Genomic DNA, 24,839 nt, shown 5'->3' with positions numbered 1-24,839 from the left:
TATGCCATTTTGGCTAAATGACTTAGGGATTGTTAGCGCGATGGGCGTAGGGCAAGAGCAAACTATGCAAAGTGTGTATGCTCAACCTAAGCAAACACTAACAGAAGTTACTTCACTGGCATTTGAAAAGCGACCTACCTGTGTGGGGTTAGTCAATGAGATACCTTTATCTGAATCGATGCGTTTTTATAAGTTAATTGACTTAGCCCTTGAGCAGTTATCCGATACTTTAGCAAAAATCATGTGCCCAAATGAACGTATTGCTGTGGTAATTGGTACCAGTACAGCTGCTATACAAGAAGGCGAAAGAGCCAGAAAAGTACATGCTGAAAAAGGGCAGTGGCCAAGCCAATTTGATTATTATGATCAGGCCTTAGTTGCACCTGCCACTTATATCGCAAAAAAACTAAATGCATCAGGCCCAAATTACAGTATTTCTACAGCTTGTAGTTCAAGCGCAAAAGCCATGATAAGTGCTCGCGCTTTATTGAGTGCAGATTTAGCTGATGTGGTGATATGTGGTGGTGTAGACAGTCTTTGCCAGCTTACTATTAATGGCTTTGATTCACTGTCTTCAATCAGTGATGGCATCTGTAAACCATTTAGCAAGGGTAGAAAAGGCATCAATATTGGTGAAGCTGCGGCATTATTTGTAATGAGTAAAGAAAAACTCAGTGATCACAGTGTTGCTTTTTTAGGGGGAGGTGAGAGCTCTGATGCCCATCATATTTCAGCGCCGATCCCTGATGGGTCAGGCGCCATAGCAGCAATGAAAGCAGCATTGACTGATGCGGGTATTACCCCCTCAGATATTCAATATATTAATGCTCATGGCACTGCAACACCGCAAAATGATGCCATGGAGTCACTTGCAATCAATGATGTGTTTGGCAACAATACGCTGGTTAGTTCGTCAAAACATCTAACGGGCCATACATTAGGTGCTGCCGGTGCGCTAGAAGCAGGCCTTTGTTGGCTCTACTTAGCGCATCCTGAATTTACGAGTATGGTGTTTAATCAAATCGAAATTGACGAAACACTAGCCGATATTGGCCTGATAACTCAGCCTACACACGTAAAGGTTAGCCATTGTTTATCAAATTCATTTGCCTTTGGTGGCAATAATGTCAGTGTAGTACTAGGACATCTGAATGAAGAATTATAAAATTGAGCAGGTTGTACCTCATAGTGCGCCTATGATTTTGCTCAATCGTCTTGCCAATTATACTGACGAGAGTGCTTGTTGTGAGGTGGATATTAGCCCTCAGAGTCCATTTTACAATGCGTCTTTAAAAGGGGTTGCCAGTTATATTGGCTGTGAGTATATGGCACAAACCATTGCCGCATATGCGGGTGCTCTGGCAAAAGATAAAGGGAACGATGTACAAATAGGTTTTCTAATAGGTACGCGTAAATACAAAACCTATGCACCGGTCTTTGCAAAAGGGCAAACGCTTAAGGTGACGGTTACAAAGTTGTATCAAGAAGAGTCAGGATTAAGCGTCTTTGAGTGTCAAATTCACCACGACGAAACGCTATTAGCCGAAGCAAAAATCAATGTGTTTCAGCCACAAGATCCAATGCAGTTTATAAGAGAAAGTTAATGACAAAACGTATTTTAGTGACAGGCTCAAGCCGTGGTATTGGTAAAGCAATCGCATTACGATTAGCAGGCGACGGCTTTGATATAGCCGTACATTGCCGAAGCGGTTTGGCTGAAGCTAAACAAACGTGCGAAGAGATTATCGCATTGGGTCGGCATGCCAGTTTATTACAGTTTGATGTATGTGACAGAGCATTGGCAAAAGAACAAATAGAGTCAGATATAGCTGAGCATGGTGCCTATTACGGTGTGATCTGTAATGCTGGGATAACCAATGATATGGCATTTCCAGCGATGCAGGGCGATGATTGGGATAAAGTGATTCGCACAGGGCTTGATGGTTTTTACAATGTGGTTCATCCAACCGTGATGCCTATGGTGCAAACACGCAAGGGGGGACGTATTGTTACTATGGCATCTGTATCGGGGATTGCTGGTAACCGTGGTCAGGTTAACTATAGCGCGGCGAAAGCGGGTATTATTGGTGCCACAAAAGCATTATCGCTAGAGCTTGCTAAGCGTAAAATTACCGTCAATTGTGTGGCTCCTGGTTTAATCGAAACGGCAATGACAGATGATTTACCTGTCGATGAAATGCTAAAAATGATTCCATTGAAGCGTATGGGAGCGGTGAGCGAAGTGGCTGGCACTGTTTCTTTTTTATGCTCTGAAGATGCTGCGTATATTACTCGACAAGTTATTTCAGTTAACGGTGGAATGGTGTAATGAAGCGCGTTGTTGTTACAGGTATGTCCGCAATTACTGCACTGGGTGATACTTGGGGTGAGTTTAAAGGTGCGCTTAAAAAAGGTGAGAACGCAGTTCAATACATGTCGCAATGGGATTGTGCTGCTGATTTAAATACACGTTTAGCTGCGCCTGTAACGCACTTTACAAAGCCTAGTCATTATAAGCGTAAGCAAGTACGCTCAATGGGCCGCGTTGCCATGATGTCTACGCGCACCACTGAACTTGCACTTGAACAGGCTGGACTTTTAGAGCACCCAAGTTTAACCGACGGTTCTACGGGTATCGCTTTTGGCTCATCAACGGGGTCAACACCGCCGCTACTTGCTTTTGCAAACATGATGCGAACAGGTGAAATGACGGGGGTGACAGCAACGAGTTATATTCAAATGATGGCACATACTGCACCGGTTAATGTGGGCGTGTTTTTTGGCTTAAAAGGGCGTGTTATTACAACGAGCTCAGCGTGTACATCAGGTTCACAAGGCATTGGTTATGCGTATGAAGCAATTAAATATGGACGTCAAAAAGTGATGGTTGCTGGTGGTGCGGAAGAGCTATGTATTACCGAAGCGGCTGTATTTGATACACTATATGCCACCAGTACTAAAAATGATGCCGCGAAAACAACCCCCCGTCCTTTTGATCAAGATAGAGATGGTCTTGTGATTGGTGAAGGGGCAGGGACATTAATTTTAGAAGAATATGAACACGCAATTGCTCGTGGCGCAGCTATTTACGCTGAACTAGTTGGTTTTGGTTGTAATTCAGATGGTCAGCATGTAACCCAACCGACTGCTGATACAATGCAAGTGGCCATTGATATGGCGATGACCGATGCCAATCTTACCGCAGATGATATTGGTTATATCAATGCCCATGGAACATCAACAGACAAAGGCGATATTGCTGAGTCTCATGCAACTTATAATGCGCTTGGTAAAAAGCCGATTAGTTCACTAAAAAGCTACTTAGGACATACATTAGGTGCCTGTGGTGCGATTGAAGCGTGGGCAAGTATTAATATGATGAATGATGGTTGGTTTGCACCGACTATCAATTTGAGTCAGGTTGATAGCCAATGTGCAGACCTTGATTACATAAAAGGTTGTGGCCGAGACATACAAACTAATTACATAATGAGTAACAATTTTGCATTTGGTGGCATTAATACTTCGCTGATTTTTAAGAAGTGGCAGGCATAACCTACTGCAATGTTAAATGAGATTTATCAACAACATCGAACCATATGCAAGTCTTAGTAAAACAGAATAACAACAACTCTATTTCACTAAAGCTTGCATGGAAACCACACAAAAGGAACTTTAAATGAAATTAATTATTACCACTTTTGCTCTTATCGGTTGTTTATTTTCTGCTAATAGCGCTGCGCGGGATGATCTGCAAACGCTACCAGTTGAAGCTTTATTGCAAACAACGAAAGCAAAAAATGCGCTGCTTGATATTCCTCTTTATTTTGCTAGTCAAAGTCATAGCAAAATCAAAAGCAGTTATGGTGAAGTGATAACAAATAAAAAAACCAATGCGTTTAACAAAAGTGACCGCGAAGCATGTGAGTGGGTAATGTTAAGTGCGCTTAAGGCTCTACAAGAGCGTGCTAAACGTGAAGGTATGAATGCAGTCGTGAATATTCAATCTTATTATAAAAAGCGCGAGTTTGTGAGTGAGACTGAATATCAGTGTGGTGCGGGTACTTTTATCGCTGGTGTAGCATTAAAAGGCACTTTAGTTAAGTTATAACTAACTAAAACCATTTTTTTTCTGTATAATTTGCGACCCTTGATAAGATGGCCGCAGGTTATACAGCATGAATTTTAAATCATTTAGTTTTTCTTCTGAGATTCTTCAGGCGTTAGAAGAACTTAATTTCCAAACGCTTACTCCCGTACAACGTAGTGCTATTCCTGCAATAAGAAAAGGCAAAGATGTACTTGTCAGTGCGCAAACTGGGACGGGTAAAACAGCTGCTTTTGCACTGCCTCTTATTCAAAAGCTGTCAGAGACCACACTGAGTGATAATAATGCACCGAGTGCCTTAGTGCTTGCGCCAACTCGTGAACTTGCAGAGCAAATTGCTAATAACTTTAAAGCATTTGCAAAATACACTGAGTTAAAAACAGTGTGTTTATTTGGTGGAGTTAACCTAGCCGGCCAAGCAAATGATCTTAAAGCAGGTGTTGATATTGTCGTAGCGACACCAGGGCGCTTATTAGATCAACTACGTTTAGGTAATATCAGCCTAGCAAGTGTTAAACACCTTGTGCTTGATGAAGCTGATCGCATGCTTGATATGGGCTTTATTAATGACATGCAAACAGTCATTAATGGCTGTGATGAAGCTCGTCAGATTTTACTGTTCTCGGCGACGTTCCCTGCCGCAATTAAGCAGTTCGCAAGTAAAATACTTAAACAACCTGAAATCATCCGCGTTGACCAAACTAATAGTACTGCCGAAACCGTTCAGCACGTGGTTTATCCGGTTGAAGAGCGTCGTAAACAAGAGTTGTTGTCTGAGCTTATTGGTAAGAAAAATTGGCAACAGGTTTTGGTTTTCGTAAACATGAAAGAAACCGCTGATGAGCTTGTTGAAGAGCTAAACCTTGATGGTATTCCTGCAGTTGTATGTCATGGTGACAAAACCCAGGGCAATCGCCGTCGTGCATTACGTGAGTTCAAAGAAGGTAAAGTTCGCGTATTAGTTGCAACAGAAGTGGCAGCCCGCGGTATTGATATAGAAGGCTTACCACGTGTTATTAATATTGACCTGCCTTGGCTTGCTGAAGATTATGTACATCGTATCGGTCGTACTGGCCGTGCTGGTAAACCAGGACAAGCTATCTCATTCGTTAGCCGCGAAGAAGAAAATACCCTATTCGATATCGAAAAGTTAATCGGCCAGCGTATTAAACGTATTGTGTTGCCTGGCTATGAAGTCAGTAGTCGTGATGTACTGATTGATAAAATTGGTAAAAAGCCATCGCATTTACGCCGCAACCGTACAAACAAGGCGTCTGGTCAGGCGACAGGCGAAGCACGTGCTAAGAATCGCTCGCGGATTGCCAAGGTACGTAAGTCGTTAAAAGGCGGAAAACTAAGCTTAAAAAAATAACTAATTGAATTTTGGTTAATTTTAAAAAGCCCTGTCGCGAATACGCTACGGGGCTTTTTGTTATCTGCTCAAAACTAATACAAATTGCGTATTTGTTAATTTTTATCGACAAAATTATTAACAAGTCTACCTCGTTGAATTACAATCGCTTTTCGATAAAATTAAATGGCGTGAAGGTCACGCTTGTATTTAAATGGATGTTTATGCAGTACGTAAGAAAAATAATTACCCGTGCTATTTTACCTGGCATTTTTTTTAGCCTTGTACATGTACCTCTAAAAGCTGTTGCTTATGATAAAGTCGAATTTTCATTAGCTCATATCAATGAGTCTATTCGTGTTGACGGTGTCATGGACGAAACACATTGGCAGCACGCAACCAAGATACCTCTTAAATATCAAAACGAACCCAATGAAAAAGGTGAGCCACCTGTACAAACTGATGCTTATATGTATGAAGATGGTAAGTATTTGTATGTTGGATTTGTTGCCAAAGATAATGATCCGAGTCAAATTCGTGCTGCACTTCGGGACCGTGATACGTTGTGGCAAGATGACAATGTCGCCTTAATGATCGATACCTTTAACGACGAGCGTACAGGGTATGAGTTTTATGTAAATCCGCTTGGTGCTCAAGGGGATATGCGTATGACAGACATTGATGATTGGGTTGAAGACCCTTCATGGGATGCAATTTGGGATAGTGCAGGGCAGATCACTGAAGACGGCTATGTGGTGGAAATGCGGATCCCTTTTACTGCATTACGTTTTCCTAAAAATCAAGAGCAATTAACATGGAGCTTTGCTGTTTGGCGTAACTACCCGCGAGACGTATTTTATCAAATGTCGAATGTCGGTTTTGACCGTGATGTTAAGTGCAGTTTTTGTCAATTTGATAAATTAACTGGTTTTAGGAATATGAGTGAGAGTAAAAATATTCAGCTCACACCGACATTAACAGCACTTCGCCATGATACGAAAGACACTGTGCCAGGAGATTGGCAAAATGGAGATATCGACACTAAGGCTGGCCTTGATTTACGTTGGGGGGTGACTCAAGATGCGGTCATTAACGCTACAATTAATCCTGATTTTTCGCAAGTTGAGGCTGACTCTCTTGAGCTTGATGTGAATACCACTTATTCAATTTACTACGCCGAAAAACGTCCATTCTTCTTAGATGGTGCGTCTTACTTTGACACTAACCAACTTGAATTACTGTATACACGTACCATTGCAGAGCCAGAAGTCGGTGTTAAGTTAACAGGTAAAACAGGGACGCATAGCTATGGCTTTATGTATGCGGATGATGAAAATACCAGCGTTTTGCTACCGACTAACCAAGGCTCTGGTTTTGCCAATCTTGGTGATAAAACACATTCAGCTGTAGGACGTTATCAACTTGATATAGGCCAAAAGGGGACGATTGGGGTTATGACAACACACCGTGAAAGTGGTGATTATCACAACACGGTTTTATCCCTTGATGGTAGCTATTGGTTTAATCAAACCGATAGTATTCAATACCAAGCTGTAACAACAGACACGAAAAACTCTGATTATTTAGTTGATGTGTATGGTCTTGAAAAAAATCAATCAGACGAAGCCTACAATATTGAGTTTAGCCGCAATAAACGTGACTACGAGCTTTACGCAAACTATGAAAATATAGGCAAAGACTATCGCTCTGACCTAGGTTATCAGGCAAAGGCTGACTATGAGCAAGTTCAACTTGGTGGAGGTCAAACTTGGTATCGTGACGCTGAGGATGTAATTACTGAGTACAGTTATAATGCTGAGTGGGATAAAACGTGGGCGCAAAATGGTGATTTACTCGAAGAAGAGTACGATGGCTTTATTACTTTTAAAGGCAAAATGCAGTCACAAACAGAAGTTGGTTTTATTCACCGTAATGAGTTTTATGCTGGTGAGTTCTTTAATCAAAATATTGGCTATATCTACGGTGGTTTTAGGCCAATTCGTGACGTGCGTTTCTTATTGTATGCGCAATATGGTAGCAAAATAGATTATAGCAATGCTGCCCTTGGCACCATGGTACGAATTGAACCAGAAATGACATGGGACATTAACGACCATTGGCAGGTTCAATTAGAGCACAGTTACAGTTATTTAGATAACGAACAAAACGACCGTGTTTATACCGCTAACTTAACGGATCTGCGAGTTTATTATAAATTTAATATGCGCTCGATGCTGAAACTCGTTTTACAATTTGAAGATGTGGATCGAAATCATGAAGCTTATCTTTATGATGTAAGCCAAACGAATCGTGACTATGGTAGTCAACTGGTCTATTCCTACAAAATTAATGCCCAAACTTTATTTTACTTAGGTTACTCAGATAGAGGGTATGAGGATGACTCTCTTAAAGGACTAGAAAGAGACCAACGAACCTTTTTTACAAAGTTAAGTTATGCGTGGCAGCTTTAGTTTCATTTAAAAGTTGGTCAGCTTAGGGCTGACCAATTTCTTCGTTTACTTTACTTCGTACAACCCCTTCAAGGCTTTTTAAGCCCCATTGCTTTCCAATCTCGACAGCTTCATCAATTGGCTTTTTCAAGGTAATAGCATTGTAAAGCGCAACAAGTGCACCAACACGGTTGCTGCTAGCACAATGAAGCAAGGTTGTTTGCTGTTGATGTTCATTGAGCAAGTTTTGTAGCTTAGTGGCATTTTCAATCGTAATATCAGCTTTCGATTGCACAGGAATATGGTAATAATTCATGCCAAGCTCAGTCACTAAATCCTGCTCAGACCAATTAGTTTCATTATCTCCACGTAGGTTAATGATGTTTTCAACCCCCAGCTCTTTTAACTTTGCAAAATCAGTTTGATTTGGCTGACCTGAGGTCAATACATATTCAGACTGAGCTTTAAGGTTTAAAATATCCAACTCTGTGGTGACTGTTTGTGTAGCCAGCACTGAAAATGACAGCAAAGCGGTAAATACTAATTGTATTAACTTGTTCATATTTTTCCTTCAAATGTATTTAATTTTTACTGTAGACGGTTTTACCACGGCTAATAGTTTCTAACACCTGTAAGTTATGGAGCTCTTCAGGTTTTATTTTCAACGGATTGTTATCAAGAATGATTAAATCCGCTTGCATCCCTTGTTTTAATTGCCCTTTTGAGGTTTCTTCAAAGTGTTGATACGCAGGCCATGTTGTCATTGCTTGCAATGCAGTATACACAGAAACCCGTTGCTCTGGACCTAATACTTGATTAGTACGAGTAGTGCGGTTAACCGTTGCATCTAATACGCGAAGAGCGTTGGGCAGTGCAACTGGCGCATCATGATGGGTGCTAAACATTAATCCTTGCTCGCGAACCGCATGAGTGGGTGAAATAAAATCTGCACGGGGGTGGCCAAGCACTGAATTTACATGCCAATCGCCCCAATAGAAAGTATGCATTGGAAAGAGTGATGGAAAAACGCCTAACTCTTTAAGGCGGTTAACTTGGTCCTGACGAATTGTTTGGCCATGAATGAGTACAGGACGACGGTCTTTTTTGCCAAGTTTGTTATTCGCATTTTCAACAGCATTTAAAAACTGCTCAATGGCGGCATCACCATTCGCATGAGTCATAACTTGCCAGTCATTGGCAAAGGCTGTTTCAACATATTCAAAAGCTTGTGCATCATTAAAAGTTGGATAGCCTGCATAGCTTTGGTCTTGGCCTTCAGGGGCTTTTAAATAAGGATGAGATAACCAAGCGGTTTTACCTTGCGGTGAGCCATCAAAGTTAAGTTTTACACCCCCAATGCGAAAATGGTTGGTGTAGTTTTTACTGTTATAGGTTGAGTCCATGAAACTGCTACTCGTAGCCATATCCGCATAAGCTACCACATCAATCACGAATTTATTCGCTTTTGATGCTCTTACCATTGAATCATAAGCTTCTTGGGTTGCACGGCCTTCTTGCGCCGTTGTGTAGCCGTATTTGGTATACATTTTCTGGCCTTTTTCAAGCATCATATCTTGTAACTCAGGATCAAAAGACTGCATGAGTTTAAACAGTAAACCAAAGTGTGCGTTTTCTTCGAGTACACCGCTTGGCTCTTGTGAGTTAGGCATTCGGCGTATCAGTCCTCCATCAGGGTTTTCAGTGCTGGCATCAATGCCAGCCATGGCTAATGCTTTACTGTTTGCAACACTTAAGTGGCCTGAGGCGTGGATTATAATCACTGGTTTATCTTTACTAACTAGGTCTAAATCCATTTTAGTTGGATACCTATCAAGCTCAGCATCATCGTAACCAAAGCCTAAAATTGCCCCCGTTTTTTCGATAAATGTAGTGTAGTCAGGGTTACTTTGTGCTGCTGTGAGGATATTGACTATTTGCTCAACGCTATTGGCATCACCATCTGGGCTAGGTAGGACATTGGCAACCATGGCTTGTAAACCAACACCATAGACATGGCTATGGCCATCTACAAAACCAGGCATTAAGGTTTTACCTTGTAAATCAACCAGCTTTGTTTTGCCAAACTTATGCTCAAGCGCTTTGTTTTTATTACCCACAAAGATAATTTTTTCACCTTGGGTAGCGATTGCCTGTGCATATTCTGGTTTATCGCCAGTCATAGTAAGAATGTCACCACCATAATAAATGACATCTGCAGCGCTAACTTGCAGTGGCAGTGTTTTAGCTGTTTGTTCTGGGGTTTTATCGCAAGCCGTTAAGGCAAGTAATGACCAAGCGAGTGCGAGGTGAGGCTTCATGTGTAGCGTCCTTGTTTATTAATTATGTCTTTGAGCAGTATAAGAATATAGCCTGTTTACATAGCTTGTGTTTAAAAAATGGGCTTAAATTTGATTAAAGTCAAACTGTATTTTCGAAGCTGCTAACTGACTTTTACTATAAAGCTGAGTACCACAAGGGTAATTACACAGGGGGAAAAAGCCAAGCGAGTGCTTGGCTTTTTCTTCTGAAGAGATGCTAATTAAGGCTGATAATAAATCGGTGATTCAGGGCCCACTGGTAATCCCAGTACAAACACCCACAAGTAGAATAACGCGACCCAACCCACAAAGAAGATCATGCTGTAAGGAAGCATGGTCGCAACCAGTGTACCAATCCCCATGTCTTTCTTATACTTAGTTGCAACAGCTAGTATTAAGCCAAAGTAACTCATCATTGGAGTAATAAGGTTTGTTACCGAGTCACCAATTCGATACGCTGCTTGAATAGTCTCTGGCGCATAGCCTATAAGCATTAACATTGGTACGAAGATTGGTGCAGTGACAGCCCATTGTGCTGATGAAGAGCCCAAGCTTAAGTTTACTAGCGCACACATTAAAATGAATAGCACGAAAACTTCAGGACCAGTTAGGTTTAGCGCTTGTAATAGAGCAGCGCCGTTAATGGCTAAAATTGTGCCTAAGTTGGTCCATTTAAAGAAGGCAACGAACTGTGCTGCAAAGAAAACCAGCACAATGTACATCCCCATCGAGCTCATGCTTTTACTCATGGCATCGATGACATCTTTATCGTTTTTCATGGTGCCAACAACGCGGCCGTAAACAAACCCTGGGATACCGAAAGTCACAAAGATAAATACTACAATGCCTTTTAAAAATGGCGAGTGTGCTACAAGGCCTGTTTCTGGGTTACGTAAAATGCCGTCGTCAGGAACAATTGTCCATGCAAGTAATAATGAAACCACTAACAATGAAACACCAGCCCACTTTAGGCCTGACTTTTCTTTATCGGTTAAACCGGCAATGTCGTTTTTTGGCAAATCATTACTAGCTTCTTCTGGGTTGTATTTGCCAAGCCGCGGCTCAACAATTTTCTCAGTAACGAGAGTACCCAAAATAGCGATTAAAAATACTGAAATCATCATGAAATACCAGTTTGCTTCAGCGCCAACTTGGTAGTTCGGATCAATCATTTGTGCTGCAGGCGTTGTGATACCGGCTAGCAAAGGGTCAATGGTGCCTAATAATAAGTTGGCACTGTAACCACCCGAAACACCCGCAAATGCGGCAGCAAGACCCGCAAGGGGGTGGCGTCCAAGGCTGTGGAAGATCATTGCAGCAAGTGGAATAAGTACTACGTAACCAAGCTCTGATGCCGTATTTGATAAAATCGCAGCAAACACCACCATAAAGGTAACTAGGCGTTTAGATGCGCCCATTACCATGCCACGCATAGCTGCCGAAAGTAAGCCAGAGTGCTCTGCAACACTAACACCTAACAAAGCAACCAGTACCGTACCAAGCGGCGCAAAGCTGGTAAAGTTAGTCACAAGCCCAGTAACAATACGTTGTAGGCCTTCGGCACTGAGTAAGCTGACAACTTCAATTACACCATCAGGGTCGCGACCTGCAGCACCTTCAGGGCGTGGGTCGATGGCACTTAGGCCAAACCAATCGGCAATACCACTGAATACGATGATCGCAACACAGAACATTGCAAATAATGTAATAGGGTGGGGTAACATATTACCCAGAAATTCAACGGTGGCTAAAAATCGGTTAAATAACCCATTATTGCCACCCTCATGGGTGTTGTGAGAGTTTATTGTTTTTGACATGTCCAGTTCTCGTATTTTCAAAATGGCGCTAACCTAGCATTTTTTGCCGGACAGATCATGTTTTAGCGGTGGGAATCGTTCTAGGTACGCTCAATGACACCCTTGTATAGCAAGGGGTAGCGGCGCAAACGTTTACCAATATAATCATCAGCTAGAATTTGCGCGCAAATTTGCTCTACATCATTGCTTGCTTCAAACACCCAATCAAAGCGCTCAATTGCCAGCAGAAAACCACGCTTAAGAAACTGTTGCTCACGATAGTAACTCAGATTATCGCGTATGATATCTAACTTATCTGGGTTAGATTTAAGTTCATTAATAACCTCATTGATAAATACAGCCTGTTGTTTTGACTCAGCTTTTACCCGTCGTTTCATTATGTATTTAGAGTTCCTTTTCTGCGATATAAAGCACTTTCTTTAAAAAGTCTTCTTTGTTTTTTTCGTGTTGATAGTCAAGGTGATAGGTATTGTGAAAACCAAAACGTAGTAATACACCGCTGCCTTTTAGATATACTGTATAACCATCAATATCTGAAAAAGCGCAAATACCTTCGTAGAGTTTCCCGTCTTCGTGATCTTCACCGTGTTGAATAATTTTCTCATACACAGAAAGAATTAATTTACCGTCTAACTCGTTTTTCATGATGACTCCTTTTTGATGTAATACGTTTACTGCCTATAAAAAGTTTAGTGCTATTCTTAATGTTTTGAGTGTTAATAAGCTTCACTTTGCGATTAATCAGTAAAATGACATTAGCATGGCTGATGTCGAAAATTTACAATCTTTTGGCTTACCTTACGCTTAAGCTAAGTTTTATTTGAGGATCGCACAATGAAATATAAGTTTTTTCCTTTGGTAGTGCTAACAGGCTTGTTACTTTTAAGCCAAAGAATATCGGCGAATACAACCCCCCTCGTTTTAGAAAATGAAGCAGGGCAAATTGTTAAACTTGGCAGTTACTTAGGCAAAAAACCAGTTTACTTAAAGTTTTGGGCTACGTGGTGCAAGCCATGTATGGAGCAGATGCCGCATTTTCAGCATGCTTATGAGCAATATGGCGATAAAATTCAATTTGTAGCTATTAATATTGACCTAAATGATGATGCACACGCTGTTGCTAAGGTTAAAGAACGTTTTTCACTTAGCATGCCTCTATTTACCGATCACACAGGCCAAGTTGCGAAACATTATGAGTTTATGGGCACCCCTTTTCATGTGTTAATTGATAGCGATGAGAAAGTGATTTTTCAAGGCCACGAAGCCGATAAATCGCTTGATAACACATTACGTTTGTTATCACACAATGGCAAAGTTGAAAAAGCACGACTGCTTAGCGAAAAACAAGGCCAAGCGACTCCATTGACTATTCCAAAAAAAGGCAAAAAAGCAGTACTATTTACCGCAACGTGGTGCGACTGGTACTTAGCCGACACTCGCCCTGCCATGGCAAAGCAGTGTGTATTAGCGCAGCAACATGTTAATAAGTTGGCAGAGCAAGGGATTGATGTAGAGGTTAAAGTGAGCCAGCTATGGACCGATCAAAGTGCAGTGCAAGAATATGTTGATAAATTCTCTGCAAGTATGCCGGTTTCAATCGATTATGGTAACGATTTATTTCTCGAAAATGGCATTAATTCGGTACCAACTTTACTTATCTACAACGATGGAAAGTTAGCCACTACACAGGCTAAATTTTAGCTAAAAACCGATTAATTTAGCTTTGTAATTATACAAATTTAGCCTATGCTCTAGGCTCATTACACAGTGAGCCTAGAGCATGATAGATAAGGCATTATTAGCAAAAACACGCGAGTTATCTGACCGATTAATCGCACTGCAAACACCCATTCGTATTCTTGATGCGATCAATTGGGATAAACAAATCAAAGAAGAGTTTTTTAAGCACAAATGCCAGAAAAACCCAACGGTTGATCAAGCCTATTACCAGCAACGTGATCTTGGTTTTGTGCCAAGCGAGTTACGCCGCGCGTTTTCTGATTTAAATCGCGATATCATCAGCCAGTTAGGACAACTCAATCCGATTGCCCAATACATGAGCAAGATGTGTACTGAATATAAAACTGTACTTAGTATGATTGAGTATCGTGGCACGCCTGAATTTCATGATCTTTCTGTTGAGCTATTTGGTCATCCAAAAGATTTATTTCATGCTGGAGAGCCTTCACTTGCCGAGCTTGCCACCATGCTTGAGCAGCCACTAAAGAGTATGCTTGATGCCGATATTTTACCGGATGATCCAAAAAACATAGATGCGCAAGATGCAGTGAAAATTTTAGCATCGCAAGTGACTCAAACGATGCCGGGCATCGATGTTGAGGTTATTCTGAGCGACGGTATTGTGAGTGATGCTGCGGCAGGTGCAAATAATATTAAACTTAATCAAGATGTTAAGTTTTCTCAGCGTGAGCTAGATATTCTTGAGGTGCATGAAGGCTGGATCCATGTCGGAACCACGCAAAATGGTCTTGCGCAGCCTTATTTAACTTGTTTAAGTAAAGGCACACCGAGCTCTACGGTTACCCAAGAAGGCCTTGCGGTGTTGACCGAAATTATTACCTTAAAGTCGACGCCTCGACGTTTAGCAAAATTAGTTAACCGTATTCAAGGAATTACCAAGGTTATTGATGGCGCTGAGTTTGTTGATATTTATCGTGACTATGTAGCACAAGGTTTGAGTAAAGACGACAGTTATACACTTACTCAACGGGTGTTTAGAGGCAGTACAGCAACAGGCTTACCTTTTACAAAAGATATCGCCTATATTAAAGGTTTCGTGTTGGTGTATAACCTTATTCGTGTTGCCATACAGCTAGGTCGAATTGATCAATTGCACTTGCTATTGGTTGGTAAAATCTCAATCGATGATTTCAGATTGATATCGCAATTGCATGACTTAGGTGTGATTGAAGACCCTAAATTTATTCCACCACACTTTAAAGACTTACGCGGCCTAGCAACCTGGCTAAGCTTTGGTCGTTTTATTGGTAACTTGTCGTTTGAACAATTAGAAAACGATTACAAACCATTGTTTATTTGATCTATGTATATGTGGAGCGACAATAATTTATTTAACTCCACACTTTCAAGTGTCTATTTAATTCAAGCTATAAAAATTATTGTTAACTTTATGTACTAAAAAGTCATTTAAAGCATAAAGTGACACCTACTTCATTAAAACACCCCCTAAAAAGCCCCCTTGCGTAAACCTTATATTTACAACTTTGACATTGTTTTGTTAATGGGTACAAATGGCTTTTTTTGAAGATGTTGTTGAATACAGTATGTTTTTTTCTTAATAAATTGTTATCAGAAAGTTTCAATAAATACTTGTATATACCACGTGTTAATGGTAAAAATATTTTGTTACATCGAAAGTACGAAAGTAACTAAAATAATAATTCAGGGAAAATTATGATACATAAAAACAACATTTTCAAAAGAGCGGCTCTATGCGTTGCCGTATGCTCATCTTTAACACTTTATAGTGCGCAATCACTAGCAAGTAACGTTGATGGTGCAATTAAAGGGGTAGTAACACAGCAACAAGGCGATGCACCAATTGCAGGTGCAACAGTTACAATCACCAATGAAACGAATGGTTTTACAAAGACACTTGTTGTAGATTCTAAAGGTCAATTTAATTTAAATTCAATTCCTGTAGGTGTTTATAACATCCGCATTGAAAAAAGCGGTTATCAAACATCTGAACTTAAAGACGTAACAATCGGAATCGGTAAAGTTGCAGCACTTGAAGTTGAGATGACTGAAGGTAACTTAGAGGTTATTTCTGTTACAGGTAGCCGAATTGCACGCGTTGATACAACAAGCTCAGAGGCTTCTTTCAATATTTCTGCTGATGAACTAAACCGTTTACCAGTTGCACCTGATATCACATCAGTAGCGTTACTTGCTCCTGGTGTTAACTTAGGTGATTCTCGTTTCCAAGATGCGAAAGGTAACTCACTTGCAAGCTTTGGTGGTGCATCTCAAGCAGAAAACGTTTACTACGTGAACGGTCTTAACATGACAAACTTCCGTAACGGTGTTGGTGGTGCGTCAATTCCTTTCTTAGCTTATGAATCTTTCCAAGTTAAAACCGGTGGTTACTCAGCTGAATTCGGTCGCTCTACTGGTGGTGTAGTGAGTTCTGTAACGAAGTCAGGTACAAATGAGTTTAAATTTGGTCTACAGCACCGACAAGACTTAGGTTCATTGTATGGTGATCGCCCTAGTTCGTATTATCAAGCCGACGATTGCCAACAAAATGTTGTAAATGGTGAGATAGTTGAAACGTGTTCAAACCGTGTTGGTGATATTATTTCCGATAACAGCCGTGATGCACGTGAAACAAGCAAAACAGATATTTTTGCAAGTGGTGCCTTAATTGAAGATACATTATTCTTCTATGGCCTTTATGAAATGCGTGACAATGATTACGAAGATCTAATCAATCGTGGTAACGGTATGCGTATCCGTAAAGATGATGACCCATACTATTTGGCACGCTTAGATTGGAACATTAATGAAGATCACTCTTTATCTGCATGGATGTTCAAAGACGAAAGCACCCTAGCAACTACAGATTACGACTTAGATGAAGATGGCAATATCATAAAAGATACGGCTTTAAATTCTGAAACGCTATCTGGTGGTACAAGTTGGTCTGTTCGCTATAATGGTAACATCACAGATTACTTATCAATCTCTGCAATGGCTGGTAAAGTTGAGTTTACTGATACTACAACGGCTGATGGCGCAGATTGTCCAGTAATTTATGACCTTTCATCTGGTCAAAACCTAGGTTGTTGGGCGTCTTTCACTATTGAAGATAACAGTGACGAACGTAAGCAATATCGTTTTGATGTTGACTGGTTAGTAACAGATAATCACAACTTGCGCTTTGGTTATGATGCAGAGAAAAATACTTCAACGAGTGTTGTAAACCTTTCTGGTGATATCTACTACGCATACCAAAACTATGAAGCAGGTGCTGTACTACCTAATGGCTACACAATCCAAGACTCTGGCCGTTATGTTCGTGTACGTAACTACGAAGTTGGTGGTGAATTCGATATTAACAATGAAGCGTTCTACATTGAAGATATCTGGAATGTAAACGACCAACTAACTCTAAACATCGGTTTCCGTTGGGAGAGCTTCGAAAACTTAAATGCTGACGGTGAGACATTTGTTGAGATGAGCAACCAGTTTGCTCCTCGTTTAGGCATCGCATATGACATCTTTGCTGATGGTGAGCACAAAGTATACGCTAACGCGGGTCGTTACCACTTACCAGTGGCATCTAATACTAACGTACGTTTAGCAGGCGCAGAGCTTTATACTCATGACTATTACCAAATTGACAGCATCGGCTCTGATGATGTTCCACAATTAGGTGGTAAGCTTGGTGATACAGTTGTATTTGGTGATGGTACAGCACCTAGCCCTGTTAGTGTTCGTTCTTCAAACCTTGAAGCAATGTATCAAGACGAATTCATTATTGGTTATCAAGGTATGATCAATGAAGATTGGTCAGCAGGTATCAAATATACACGTCGTGAACTTAAGAGTGTAATTGATGATGCGAGTGCAGAAAAAGCATTTGAAAGCATCGGTATTGATGATGATCACTTCTTACTACTTAACCCAGGTAAAGGCGCATCTTTCCAATATGACGCTGACGGTGACGGTGTTTTAGAAGACTATAACTTCACTGCAGAGCAACTAGGTTACCCTGAAGCAAAACGTAACTATAACGCTGTTGACTTGATGCTTGAAAGAGCATGGGATGGTCAATGGATGCTTAAAGCAAACTACACATGGTCACAAAGCTATGGTAATGCGGAAGGTTATGTGAAATCTGATAACGGTCAGGATGATGCTGGTTTAACAACAGACTGGGATTACCCTTACCTAATGGACGGTGCTAATGGTTACTTACCTAATGACCGTCGCCACTCACTGAAAATCTTCGGTTCATATGCTATATCAGACAACTTAGTTGTTGGTATGAATACGCGTCTAACTTCAGGCCGTCCTCGTAACGCACTGGGTGCTGGTTACTACCCAGATCAAGGAAGCTATCACTATGGTGATACTTACTATGTAGGTGACACTAAGTTCTCACGTGGTAGCTTTGGTAGAACTCCTTGGACTGCGACAGTAGATGTTAACTTCAAGTATGATCTTAGTTATCTAGAAATGTTTGATTCTGCTTTCGTATCTCTTCAAATTGAAAACTTGTTTGATGCGACTAACGTAACGAACTATGAAGAGGTTGCTGAAACAGAAGCTGCATTCAATGGTAATGCACAGTTTGGTTCACCAGTTTCTTGGCAGACACCACGTACTGTTGAAATGGTTTTCAACATGACGTTCTAAAACTTAAGCTTATTGCTTGATTTTTAAACAAAAAGCGCCTACTTTATAAGAGGGCGCTTTTTTTATGGAGAAAAAATATGATTAAACATTCAAGCCTAGTAGTTTCAGCAGTTTTAATGACAGCATGTAGTGCGTTGCCTATTAAAAAGGATATAGATGAAGGTAAGTTCAGAGTTGAAAACTTTCAATATGAGCATGGTAAGCAAAGAGATTATGTGTACTTAATGTGTAATAGCAAGTCTGTTTCAGCTTGGGAGCAAGCAAGGCAGTACGAAGCTGGCGAGCACGTTCTTTGGGTTAAAGCTGTAATTAGTGAAAGAGATTTCCCATCTTCTGAAAAGAATGCTTTTGCTCGATTTGATATGAACTTTAAAGAAGGCGGAAACTACACGTTAAACCGTGAAGTTAAGGGAGATAAAATTTCTATTTGGTTCGCAGATAAAGAGACGGGTAATCAAGCCTCAGAAGTAATTACCAAGGAGCTAAAACGTCCTCTAGTAATCGAAGATCAGCTAAGAAAAAAACAATGCCTTGAAGGTACGGTTTAACTGCGTTAAATAAAAACGCAGCTGGAATGAGCAGCTGCGTTTTGTAATGTAAAAGCATGTTGCCTTACATGCTTTTAGTCGAGGAAATTGTTAACCAGTGAGTGCATCAACCTGCACCACATCATTCAGTACGATAACTTCTGCACGTTTGAAAAAGTTAAAATCTGTTGCGGTTGCGAGTGTGTAAGCACCCATCATACGACTGATGATTAAATCGCCATTGTTTAATTTTGGTAGCATGATTGACTCACTCACCACATCGATGCTGTCACAAGTTGGGCCTGCCAATACTGATTCTACACGCTCGTTTGATTGTTTTAGCGACTCTATTGGGTATGCGGCTTCATCAAACATTAAACCACTGAATGAGCCATAAATACCATCATCTAAGTAGTACCAAGGTTTACCTTCACGTACAGCTTGACCCATCACCGATGCAACACTGGTTACAGCATTGGCAACAATAAAGCGACCTGGTTCAGCAATGACGCGAACTGTCTCTGGTAACTGTGCTAAAGCATCATTAATCGGCGCACAAAACTCATCAATTGGTAGCACGTCTTTATTGTACGGCACTGGGAAACCACCGCCGATATCAAGCGTACTAAGTGCAGGTAACCCCAATGCAGCTACGTCGTTAATCACTTGGTTACATGCAGCAATTGCGGTTACATATTTAGCTGGGCTCGCTGTTTGTGAACCAACATGGAACGACAAACCTTTGATACGAATACCTAGTTGTTGCGCGTAAGTAATGATCTCAATAGCCATTGCGGGGCTACAACCAAATTTTTTCGATAAGTCAGCGAATGACTCTGCATTACGAAAACTCAAGCGAACAAGTAACTCAACGTGGTCTTTGTATGCAATGAACTTTTCTAATTCATTGATATTATCAACCACAAACACATTACAACCATATTCAAAGGCATCACGAATATCACGGTCACGCTTGATAGGGTGCGTGTGAATAGTACGATCACTTGGCACACCTTGGCTGGCAACTAAGTCAATTTCACCGCTCGTTGCTAAATCAAAGCTAGCACCTTCTTCTAAAAGCGTGCGAACAACTGCTGCATGAGGAAGTGGCTTTAATGCAAAGTGTAAAACAACGCCTGGTAAAGCACGGCTTAATGCACGGTACTGGTGGCGTACAGATTCACAATCTAGCACCATTAATGGCGCACCATGTTGTGCAACAAGTTGCTCAATAAATTGATTTGATGGTTGTGCAGTAGACTCGTTTGCAGCAACCGACGCTGCAGGTACTTTGATTGTTAAGTCTTGTGTAAGTGTTGAAATAGCCATTTTACTCTCCGGCAATAAAGCAACTGCTCGGAAAAAATGGAAGTCCAAGTCAGTTGAGTGTTATTAAGCGCACAGTACGTTCTGTGCAATCAAATACACTCTTGGATAGTTGCTCTATCGCCTTGCTACAAACTAGATTTGTAATGTACTCGGATTGGCTATCATCAAGAAGCGGCGAGATAATAGATCTGCTTTTTTATTTGCGCAAGCATTATTTTAAAATTTTTTTGGTTTATTTTTATTCAGTTTAAGGTGTGTGATTAGTGACTGTTTTTAAAGTGTATTCCATACCTTTGTGTGTAAATATCAAGCATCGCTTTTGCATCATCTGGGTGATTATTCTGACGATGTAATTGTTGAAGGTAGGCTGCCATTTCTGCACTTTTCATAAAGTTATCAATCAGTGCAATAGCACGATAACCTATGGTTGTTTTACTACATGCAAAAAAGCCGTTTATAAACTCAGGGTATTCAGCAATACGTCGTGAAGTAAGTAAGTCTAATTCGTGGGCGGGTATGTGAGCCTCTAGCGCCTGTTTGTACGCGATAATGTAATCAATACGCTTATTGATTAGGAGCTGACTTAATTGTAAAAAGGCATTTTCGCCATAAATAGCTGCAACGTTGTGGTGCTTATTTGCAAAAATTTCATCGAGCTCGCGGTAGCTGGTTGAACCAATAATACCGAAGCTGCCTTTATTTTTGAGTAGCTCTGCTACAGATATAGGCTCTGAGCTAGGTTGCAACGTGCTTTTAAGTGCATACAGTTGACGTTGCAAATGCATATAGGTGGGAACTTTGGAAAACACCATGTTTTCTGCGCGTTCAGGGGTTTTGATTGCGTTAAAGGTGCAACTGGGCTCATTACTTGATAGGTGTTTAATTACGCGCGCATGATTAGTAAATTCAACTTCTATATTAAACGTCTTTGAAAGCGCTGGTTTTATGACAGCAGCAAGGTGGAGGTTAATGCTGAGTTTATCTGCTTCGCTGGCAAAATATGCATGAGACCAAATTGTAAGCTTGGGTTTTTCTGTAGCCGTTGCTGTGTTTAGGGTAAATAGAATTACGATAAACGCAATTAGTCTCATACATTTCCTTGTGTACCAACTCGCTTATTGCACTAAGCGAATTGGTATGTGCTATTTATCGAGCATTGGTGCTCTCAAAAATTTTGTCTGCTGATGCTGCAACAAAACCTGTGTATAGCTCGCCATCTGGCTTTGCATAACGCAGAGCGAACTCATAAAAACAACTCGGTACGGCAACAACACCATCGCTAAATTCAACTTCGCTGTCATCAGCAAGGGTTGAAGATTGCTCAAGTAAAACCTCTGGTGAACCTTTGATTTCACCACCCGATGTATTTAGCGCAAAACCCGCATCTTTAAGTGCTTGGTTTACACTTTCGATATCATCGAATTTAGCCAATTCATTGATGCTCACGGTAAAGTGATTAGCACGGTAACCCCACGCTGACATCCATGCTGCATATTCGCTTTCTGCTAGCAGTTTTTTGTAAGTGTCTGAACTTACTTGCCAGTGCGTACCTGAGTAAAGGAAATTATCCGCTGTTACAGCGTTTTCGTCAATCTGTTCAACCATATCGTTAACGATAGCTTGTAATTCTTCTGAGCATTGCTCAACAAGTAATTCAGAGATGAAAACTTTAGGTTGCTTAGGATCTGAGTGTTCGAAGTGTTTAGCGTATAGCTTTTTCGCTTCGAAGTGATACTCGCCGCATTCTTTGTAGCCAACTGCTAAAAAGTGCGCAGCTAGTTTTTCTAAACCAATTTTTTCATGGTTAAAAGTACGTAGAGCGATGTGATCGTTAATCACGTCATCTTTTTGTGTAGAGCCAAGTAACTCATGTACTTTAACCGCTGATGGCGTAACTGATAAATAGTTGTCCCATAGGTTTTCAAATAGGGCGTTTACATCTGTGTGCATGTTTAATTCCTTCAATTAAGGCGGCGAGGCCGCCAAACAATTATTCAATAATTAAGCCCGGCGCAAGGGTCTGTGGTAAGTTAACTTTATCGGCTTCAACAGAAGCAACAGGGTAAGCACAGTAATCAGCTGCGTAATAAGCGCTCGCTCTGTGGTTACCACTGGCACCAATACCACCAAACGGTGCAGCGCTTGATGCGCCTGTAATTGGTCGGTTCCAGTTAACGATACCGGCACGAATACGTTTTAAGAAATGCTGGTAGTCATCGCTATCATCACTTAATAAACCAGCAGATAAACCAAATGAGGTGTTATTTGCTTCATTAATCGCACTATCGAAATCTGTATAACGGTATACCTTGATAAGCGGACCAAAGTGCTCTTCATCAGGCATGTCTTTAACAGCCGTTACATCAATAATACCTGGGCTTACAAAACCAGTACCCGCTTCAAGATGCTTAAGCTCGACAAGCGAGGTTGCTCCCATATCAAGTAACTGCTGCTGAGCTGCAACCATACCTAAGGCTGCTTTTTCGCTGATCATTGCACCCATAAATGGTTGATCTTCGCTGAAGCTGTCGGCGACTTTAATGTGTTTTGTTGCAGCAATTAATTTTTCTAAAATTGCATCGCCATTTGCCGAGTTCTCAATGAATAAACGACGAGAACAGGTACAACGTTGGCCAGACGTAATGAAACCAGACTGAATAATATCGTGAACAGCGGCACTTACATCTGCGACATCTTTTACGATCAGTGGGTTATTACCGCCCATTTCTAGCGCTAAGATTTTACCTGGGTGACCTGCAAATTGCTTATGTAATAAGTGGCCTGTATTAGAGCTACCCGTAAAGAATAAGCCATCAATGTCTTGATGAGAAGCCAATGCAATACCTGTGTCTACTTCACCCTGTACAAGGTTGATAACACCGGCTGGTAAGCCTGCTTTTAGCCAAAGCTTTAAAGTGAACTCAGCAACATGAGGCGTTAGTTCTGATGGCTTAAATACAACTGTATTACCCGCTAAAATAGCAGGCACAATATGACCGTTCGGTAAGTGACCCGGGAAGTTATAAGGACCAAACACCGCAACAACACCATGTGGCTTATGACGAATAAATGCTTTAGCGCCAGGCATTGGGTTTTCTGTGGTACCCGTACGTTCGTGATAGGCTCTGATTGAAATGGCAATCTTACCCGTCATTGCGCCTACTTCGGTTCGTGTTTCCCAAAGTGGTTTACCTGTTTCACGGGCGATGATGGTTGCAAACTCTTCGCTGTGCTCTTTAAGCTGAGCCGCAAAGTTTTCAAGAATAACAATACGCTTTTCAAGGGCCATATCAGCCCAGCCAAGCTGAGCACTGCGAGCTGCTTTGATTGCATCAGCGACTTGTTCAGCAGTGGCTGTTTTACCTTGCCAAACAACCTCGCCATTACTTGGGTTGATTGAGCTAAAATCATGACCAAGGCCTGCTTGCCATTGGTTATCGATAAGTTGAGTTGTGACACTCATTTTAAACTCCTTAAGTGGTTACAAACGGAAGAACCGTGCTGCATCCCCTTGTTTTAATTTAAGTGCATCTGCCACTTCTTGGCTGATGATTAGCGTGTGCTTAGCGTGGTTATAATGAGCATGTTTGGTGAATGTGGCTCTAAAGTCATTCACGCCTTGATTACATATAGCTAATGTATCTGAGCTTTTCTCATTAATGTGTGCAAGCTCACCGATGGTGATAGGGCACACTTGTGACTCACGAACACTGCGAATATTGCCAAGTTTTGCTTCAACAGTGGGCCCTGCATCAAATAGGTCGACATACCCACGGTGCTCAAACCCTTCTTTTTCTAACAGTTTAAGTGCAGGCTTAGTTTTTTCATGAACCTTACCAATCACAGCTTGGGCTTTTTTGCTTAGTAAGTTGGCATAAATAGGGTACTTAGGCATTAATTCGCTGATAAAAACTTTATCGCCTAAACCCACTAAGTGATCAGCCTGCGGGAACTCAATGCTAAAAAAGTGTTCTTGTAACCACTGCCAAAAAGGTGAATGACCGTCTTCATCACTCACACCACGCATTTCTGCGATGATAGTGTCAGCAAAACGCTCACTGTGCTGGGCCATAAATAAAAAGCGAGAACGTGATAAAAAGCGACCCGTTAAACCTTTGCGATTTTGCTCACGTAAGAACAAGGTGCAAATCTCTGAGCAGCCTGTGTAGTCATTACACATACTCAGAATATCAACGGTGTTATACACGTTGAGAGTACGTGAATGGTGAACAGTTTTTCCAAGATGGTAATGATACAAAGGCACCGACATACCTACAGCGGCTTCAATAGCTGTAGTGCCGATAACGTCACCCGTTTTACTGTCTTCTAAAACAAATAAATAGGTTTCGTCTTGTGGTTTATTGATGTTTTTTGCAAAACTTTGCTCGGCGCGGTCGATTTTTTCTTGTAGCAAGGTGTCATCAACAGGTAATGAGGTAAACCCATGACCAGACTCCATCGCTATTTGCTTTAACGCAGCAAAATCATTTGCTGTGATAGGACGTAATACTTGCATTCATTGCTCTCCGATGGC

21 protein-coding genes are annotated in these 24,839 nt (G+C 41.1%); 11 read left to right on the top strand and 10 right to left on the bottom strand.

Going from position 1 to position 24,839, the window contains the following annotated elements; all coding sequences use genetic code 11:
- Nucleotide 1 precedes the first annotated feature (1 nt).
- From L3V38_RS08140 to L3V38_RS08110, 7 genes are all read left to right on the top strand, one after another.
- Nucleotides 2–1,165 (top strand): beta-ketoacyl-ACP synthase, encoded by a 1,164-nt coding sequence (locus L3V38_RS08140; protein WP_237119032.1) that lies wholly within the window; start codon nucleotides 2–4, stop codon nucleotides 1,163–1,165.
- Nucleotides 1,152–1,604, top strand: coding sequence for a hotdog family protein (locus tag L3V38_RS08135; RefSeq protein WP_237119031.1), 453 nt, complete (start codon nucleotides 1,152–1,154; stop codon nucleotides 1,602–1,604). The genes L3V38_RS08140 and L3V38_RS08135 overlap by 14 nt, the downstream gene beginning before the upstream one ends.
- Complete coding sequence (gene fabG / locus L3V38_RS08130) at nucleotides 1,604–2,329, top strand: 3-oxoacyl-ACP reductase FabG (protein WP_130152321.1); 726 nt, start codon at nucleotides 1,604–1,606, stop codon at nucleotides 2,327–2,329. The genes L3V38_RS08135 and fabG overlap by 1 nt, the downstream gene beginning before the upstream one ends.
- Nucleotides 2,329–3,555, top strand: a complete 1,227-nt coding sequence (locus tag L3V38_RS08125) for a beta-ketoacyl-ACP synthase (RefSeq protein ID WP_237119030.1) — start codon at nucleotides 2,329–2,331, stop codon at nucleotides 3,553–3,555. Before fabG ends, L3V38_RS08125 begins: the two co-directional genes overlap by 1 nt.
- 124 nt (nucleotides 3,556–3,679) lie before the next feature.
- Nucleotides 3,680–4,111, top strand: a complete 432-nt coding sequence (locus tag L3V38_RS08120; protein WP_237119029.1) for an excinuclease ABC subunit A — start codon at nucleotides 3,680–3,682, stop codon at nucleotides 4,109–4,111.
- 67 nt (nucleotides 4,112–4,178) lie between these two features.
- On the top strand, nucleotides 4,179–5,480 hold the full coding sequence (locus tag L3V38_RS08115) for a DEAD/DEAH box helicase (protein WP_237119028.1): 1,302 nt from the start codon (nucleotides 4,179–4,181) through the stop codon (nucleotides 5,478–5,480).
- A gap of 203 nt (nucleotides 5,481–5,683) precedes the next feature.
- A complete protein-coding gene (locus L3V38_RS08110; protein WP_237119027.1) occupies nucleotides 5,684–7,930 on the top strand; it encodes a DUF5916 domain-containing protein in 2,247 nt (748 codons plus the stop codon).
- A gap of 22 nt (nucleotides 7,931–7,952) precedes the next feature.
- Here the strand turns inward: L3V38_RS08110 and L3V38_RS08105 are convergent, their stop codons facing one another.
- The 5 genes from L3V38_RS08105 to L3V38_RS08085 all read right to left on the bottom strand — a co-directional run bounded on the left by L3V38_RS08105 (nucleotide 7,953) and on the right by L3V38_RS08085 (nucleotide 12,689).
- Nucleotides 7,953–8,471, bottom strand: a complete 519-nt coding sequence (locus tag L3V38_RS08105) for a protein tyrosine phosphatase family protein (RefSeq protein WP_237119026.1) — start codon at nucleotides 8,469–8,471, stop codon at nucleotides 7,953–7,955.
- 19 nt (nucleotides 8,472–8,490) lie between these two features.
- The gene (locus tag L3V38_RS08100) at nucleotides 8,491–10,227 is read right to left on the bottom strand and encodes an amidohydrolase (RefSeq protein ID WP_237119025.1); all 1,737 of its coding nucleotides are present in this window, start codon (nucleotides 10,225–10,227) and stop codon (nucleotides 8,491–8,493) included.
- A 221-nt stretch (nucleotides 10,228–10,448) separates the two neighbouring features.
- Nucleotides 10,449–12,044 carry an AbgT family transporter gene (locus tag L3V38_RS08095; RefSeq protein ID WP_062567118.1) on the bottom strand — a complete coding sequence of 532 codons (1,596 nt, stop codon included), beginning with the start codon at nucleotides 12,042–12,044 and terminating at the stop codon, nucleotides 10,449–10,451.
- A gap of 80 nt (nucleotides 12,045–12,124) precedes the next feature.
- The gene (locus L3V38_RS08090) at nucleotides 12,125–12,421 is read right to left on the bottom strand and encodes a hypothetical protein (protein WP_130152314.1); all 297 of its coding nucleotides are present in this window, start codon (nucleotides 12,419–12,421) and stop codon (nucleotides 12,125–12,127) included.
- Between the two features lie 7 nt (nucleotides 12,422–12,428).
- Nucleotides 12,429–12,689: a DUF3081 domain-containing protein gene (locus L3V38_RS08085; protein WP_062567116.1), complete on the bottom strand. Its 261-nt coding sequence runs from the start codon at nucleotides 12,687–12,689 to the stop codon at nucleotides 12,429–12,431.
- A gap of 189 nt (nucleotides 12,690–12,878) precedes the next feature.
- Between L3V38_RS08085 and L3V38_RS08080 the strand changes: the two genes are divergently transcribed.
- From L3V38_RS08080 to L3V38_RS08065, 4 genes are all read left to right on the top strand, one after another.
- Nucleotides 12,879–13,745: a redoxin family protein gene (locus tag L3V38_RS08080; protein WP_276574287.1), complete on the top strand. Its 867-nt coding sequence runs from the start codon at nucleotides 12,879–12,881 to the stop codon at nucleotides 13,743–13,745.
- 79 nt (nucleotides 13,746–13,824) lie between these two features.
- Entirely contained in the window at nucleotides 13,825–15,105 is a 1,281-nt protein-coding gene (locus tag L3V38_RS08075; protein ID WP_237119024.1) for a flavohemoglobin expression-modulating QEGLA motif protein, read from the top strand.
- A gap of 374 nt (nucleotides 15,106–15,479) precedes the next feature.
- Nucleotides 15,480–18,449 carry a TonB-dependent receptor gene (locus L3V38_RS08070; RefSeq protein ID WP_237119023.1) on the top strand — a complete coding sequence of 990 codons (2,970 nt, stop codon included), beginning with the start codon at nucleotides 15,480–15,482 and terminating at the stop codon, nucleotides 18,447–18,449.
- Nucleotides 18,450–18,526: 77 nt separating this feature from the next.
- Nucleotides 18,527–18,997 carry a hypothetical protein gene (locus L3V38_RS08065; RefSeq protein WP_237119022.1) on the top strand — a complete coding sequence of 157 codons (471 nt, stop codon included), beginning with the start codon at nucleotides 18,527–18,529 and terminating at the stop codon, nucleotides 18,995–18,997.
- Nucleotides 18,998–19,087: 90 nt separating this feature from the next.
- On the opposite strand, the gene L3V38_RS08060 is transcribed toward L3V38_RS08065, so the two are convergent.
- The 5 genes from L3V38_RS08060 to astA form a co-directional block, all read right to left on the bottom strand.
- Complete coding sequence (locus L3V38_RS08060) at nucleotides 19,088–20,305, bottom strand: type III PLP-dependent enzyme (RefSeq protein WP_237119021.1); 1,218 nt, start codon at nucleotides 20,303–20,305, stop codon at nucleotides 19,088–19,090.
- Nucleotides 20,306–20,565: 260 nt separating this feature from the next.
- Nucleotides 20,566–21,396, bottom strand: a complete 831-nt coding sequence (locus L3V38_RS08055; protein ID WP_237119020.1) for a hypothetical protein — start codon at nucleotides 21,394–21,396, stop codon at nucleotides 20,566–20,568.
- Nucleotides 21,397–21,451: 55 nt separating this feature from the next.
- Nucleotides 21,452–22,255 (bottom strand): DUF1338 domain-containing protein, encoded by an 804-nt coding sequence (locus L3V38_RS08050; RefSeq protein ID WP_062567109.1) that lies wholly within the window; start codon nucleotides 22,253–22,255, stop codon nucleotides 21,452–21,454.
- Between the two features lie 40 nt (nucleotides 22,256–22,295).
- Nucleotides 22,296–23,768 (bottom strand): succinylglutamate-semialdehyde dehydrogenase, encoded by a 1,473-nt coding sequence (astD, locus tag L3V38_RS08045; RefSeq protein ID WP_237119019.1) that lies wholly within the window; start codon nucleotides 23,766–23,768, stop codon nucleotides 22,296–22,298.
- A gap of 18 nt (nucleotides 23,769–23,786) precedes the next feature.
- The gene (astA, locus tag L3V38_RS08040) at nucleotides 23,787–24,821 is read right to left on the bottom strand and encodes an arginine N-succinyltransferase (protein WP_237119018.1); all 1,035 of its coding nucleotides are present in this window, start codon (nucleotides 24,819–24,821) and stop codon (nucleotides 23,787–23,789) included.
- Between the last annotated feature and the right edge of the window lie 18 nt (nucleotides 24,822–24,839).

It is taken from the genome of Pseudoalteromonas sp. L1 (assembly GCF_021728095.1).
Lineage (GTDB): Bacteria > Pseudomonadota > Gammaproteobacteria > Enterobacterales > Alteromonadaceae > Pseudoalteromonas.
Note: the sequence above shows the minus strand (reverse complement) of the source record. Positions and strands in the feature narration are given on the sequence as shown.

What these genes read in the sequence shown, in the direction of transcription:
- L3V38_RS08135 (WP_237119031.1), top strand. Translation starts at nt 1,152, where the DNA reads ATGAAGAATTATAAAATTGAGCAGGTTGTACCTCATAGTGCGCCTATG.
- L3V38_RS08080 (WP_276574287.1), top strand. Translation starts at nt 12,879, where the DNA reads ATGAAATATAAGTTTTTTCCTTTGGTAGTGCTAACAGGCTTGTTACTT.
- L3V38_RS08070 (WP_237119023.1), top strand. Translation starts at nt 15,480, where the DNA reads ATGATACATAAAAACAACATTTTCAAAAGAGCGGCTCTATGCGTTGCC.
- L3V38_RS08100 (WP_237119025.1), bottom strand. Translation starts at nt 10,227, where the DNA reads ATGAAGCCTCACCTCGCACTCGCTTGGTCATTACTTGCCTTAACGGCT.
- L3V38_RS08105 (WP_237119026.1), bottom strand. Translation starts at nt 8,471, where the DNA reads ATGAACAAGTTAATACAATTAGTATTTACCGCTTTGCTGTCATTTTCA.
- L3V38_RS08140 (WP_237119032.1), top strand. Translation starts at nt 2, where the DNA reads ATGCCATTTTGGCTAAATGACTTAGGGATTGTTAGCGCGATGGGCGTA.
- L3V38_RS08075 (WP_237119024.1), top strand. Translation starts at nt 13,825, where the DNA reads ATGATAGATAAGGCATTATTAGCAAAAACACGCGAGTTATCTGACCGA.
- L3V38_RS08065 (WP_237119022.1), top strand. Translation starts at nt 18,527, where the DNA reads ATGATTAAACATTCAAGCCTAGTAGTTTCAGCAGTTTTAATGACAGCA.
- fabG (WP_130152321.1), top strand. Translation starts at nt 1,604, where the DNA reads ATGACAAAACGTATTTTAGTGACAGGCTCAAGCCGTGGTATTGGTAAA.
- L3V38_RS08110 (WP_237119027.1), top strand. Translation starts at nt 5,684, where the DNA reads ATGCAGTACGTAAGAAAAATAATTACCCGTGCTATTTTACCTGGCATT.
- L3V38_RS08050 (WP_062567109.1), bottom strand. Translation starts at nt 22,255, where the DNA reads ATGCACACAGATGTAAACGCCCTATTTGAAAACCTATGGGACAACTAT.
- astD (WP_237119019.1), bottom strand. Translation starts at nt 23,768, where the DNA reads ATGAGTGTCACAACTCAACTTATCGATAACCAATGGCAAGCAGGCCTT.
- L3V38_RS08055 (WP_237119020.1), bottom strand. Translation starts at nt 21,396, where the DNA reads ATGAGACTAATTGCGTTTATCGTAATTCTATTTACCCTAAACACAGCA.
- astA (WP_237119018.1), bottom strand. Translation starts at nt 24,821, where the DNA reads ATGCAAGTATTACGTCCTATCACAGCAAATGATTTTGCTGCGTTAAAG.
- L3V38_RS08090 (WP_130152314.1), bottom strand. Translation starts at nt 12,421, where the DNA reads ATGAAACGACGGGTAAAAGCTGAGTCAAAACAACAGGCTGTATTTATC.
- L3V38_RS08115 (WP_237119028.1), top strand. Translation starts at nt 4,179, where the DNA reads ATGAATTTTAAATCATTTAGTTTTTCTTCTGAGATTCTTCAGGCGTTA.
- L3V38_RS08125 (WP_237119030.1), top strand. Translation starts at nt 2,329, where the DNA reads ATGAAGCGCGTTGTTGTTACAGGTATGTCCGCAATTACTGCACTGGGT.
- L3V38_RS08085 (WP_062567116.1), bottom strand. Translation starts at nt 12,689, where the DNA reads ATGAAAAACGAGTTAGACGGTAAATTAATTCTTTCTGTGTATGAGAAA.
- L3V38_RS08060 (WP_237119021.1), bottom strand. Translation starts at nt 20,305, where the DNA reads ATGGCTATTTCAACACTTACACAAGACTTAACAATCAAAGTACCTGCA.
- L3V38_RS08120 (WP_237119029.1), top strand. Translation starts at nt 3,680, where the DNA reads ATGAAATTAATTATTACCACTTTTGCTCTTATCGGTTGTTTATTTTCT.
- L3V38_RS08095 (WP_062567118.1), bottom strand. Translation starts at nt 12,044, where the DNA reads ATGTCAAAAACAATAAACTCTCACAACACCCATGAGGGTGGCAATAAT.